The following is a 1,782-nucleotide window of genomic DNA, read 5'->3' as shown; positions in this document are numbered from 1 at the left end:
CCCCCCCCCCCCCCCCCCCCCCCCCCCCCCCCCCCCCCCCCCCCCCCCCCCCCCCCCCCCCCCCCCCCCCCCCCCCCCCCCCCCCCCCCCCCCGGTGCCGCCCTCAGGAGGTCAGCGAGGTCTTGCGGGTGGAGATGATCTGGTCGACCAGGCCGTACTCGACGGCCTCCTCGGCGGTCAGGATCTTGTCGCGCTCGATGTCGTCGCGCACCTGCTCGACCGACCGCTTGGAGTGCTTGGAGAGCATCTCCTCCAGCTGCTCGCGCATCCGGAAGATCTCCCTGGCCTGGATCTCCAGGTCGGACACCTGACCGCGGCCGGTCTCGGTGTACGGCTGGTGGATCAGGATGCGGGCGTTCGGCAGCGCCATCCGCTTGCCGGGGGTGCCGGCGGCGAGCAGCACGGCCGCGGCGGAGGCCGCCTGGCCCATGCAGACCGTGGTGATGTCCGGCTTCACGTACTGCATCGTGTCGTAGATGGCCGTGAGGGCCGTGAACGAGCCGCCGGGCGAGTTGATGTACATCTGGATCTCGCGGTCCGGGTCCATCGACTCCAGGCACAGCAGCTGGGCCATGATGTCGTTGGCCGACACGTCGTCCACCTGCGAGCCGAGGAAGATGATGCGCTCCTCGAACAGCTTGGCGTACGGGTCGTACTCGCGGATGCCCTGCGTGGTGCGCTCCACGAAGCGCGGGACGATGTAGCGGCCCTCGGCGCGCATGTCCTCGACGCGGGCCTGGGCGGCCGACAGGCTGGGGATGTTCATGGGGGGTCCTTGTCCTCCGGGCGTTGGGGCTGTGGTCTCGTGGGCCGGGCCGGGCCGAGGCTCAGGCGCCCGTGCCGCCGCCGCCGGGGACGTCCGCGGCGCTGTGCATGATCGCGTCGATCAGGCCGTAGTCGAGGGCCTCCTCCGGCGTGAACCAGCGGTCACGGTCGGAGTCCCGGGTGATCTGCTCGAAGGACTGGCCGCTGTGGAAGGCGATCAGCTCGGACATCCGCTTCTTGGTGCGGAGCAGCTGCTCGGCCTGGATGCGGATGTCCGTGGCGGAGCCGCCGAGGCCCGCGGAGGGCTGGTGCATCAGGATGTTGGCGTTCGGGAGCGAGAAGCGCTTGCCCTTGGCGCCGGCGGTCAGCAGGAACTGGCCCATCGAGGCGGCCATGCCCATCGCGATGGTGACGACGTCGTTCTTGATGTACTGCATGGTGTCGTAGATCGCCATGCCGGCCGAGATCGAGCCGCCCGGGGAGTTGATGTAGAGGAAGATGTCCTTGTCCGGGTCCGCGGCCAGCAGCAGCAGCTGGGCGGTGATCTTGTTGGCGATGTCGTCGTCGACCTGCTGGCCGAGGAAGATGATCCGCTCGTTGAGCAGCCGGTTGTAGACCTGGTCGCCGAGGCCGCCGAGCACGTCACCAGCGGCGGCGTGCGGCGCCATCGGGCCAGGCATCTGCATCTGCGGGAACGTCACTTAGCCACCTGCTCAGTCGATTTGGACGGCCGCTCCGCGGCCGTCACGGTGTCGCACAGCTTCCGGGTATCACGTCGTGATTGTTGCTGTCCAAGGACCCTAACGCGCAGGCCGGGCCGCAGAATCCCTCACGCAGAACTGTTCGCTGTGAGCGCAGGGTCGCACCCGTCCCATGCGGGACGACAGCGGGCCCGGACACCGTACGGCGTCCGGGCCCCCTGTCTGCCCGGCGAAGGCTACCCGGGGACCCAAGCCCCGGTTTTTTCCTCAGGCTTTTCCTCCGTGCTCTTCCCCGCGGCGGCCCCCACGGTTTCGG

Annotated in this window: 2 protein-coding genes; both read right to left on the bottom strand. The window is 69.8% G+C overall.

Annotation, left to right across the window (positions count from 1 at the left end; all coding sequences use genetic code 11):
- Positions 1-103 precede the first annotated feature (103 nt).
- Positions 104-766, bottom strand: a complete 663-nt coding sequence (locus ACZ4WV_RS35370) for an ATP-dependent Clp protease proteolytic subunit (protein WP_465753197.1) — start codon at positions 764-766, stop codon at positions 104-106.
- A 61-nt stretch (positions 767-827) separates the two neighbouring features.
- Entirely contained in the window at positions 828-1,445 is a 618-nt protein-coding gene (locus ACZ4WV_RS35365) for an ATP-dependent Clp protease proteolytic subunit (RefSeq protein ID WP_051741530.1), read from the bottom strand.
- Between the last annotated feature and the right edge of the window lie 337 nt (positions 1,446-1,782).

This window comes from Kitasatospora sp. NPDC029312 (assembly GCF_055569215.1).
This window is presented reverse-complemented; position numbering and strand designations above follow the sequence as displayed.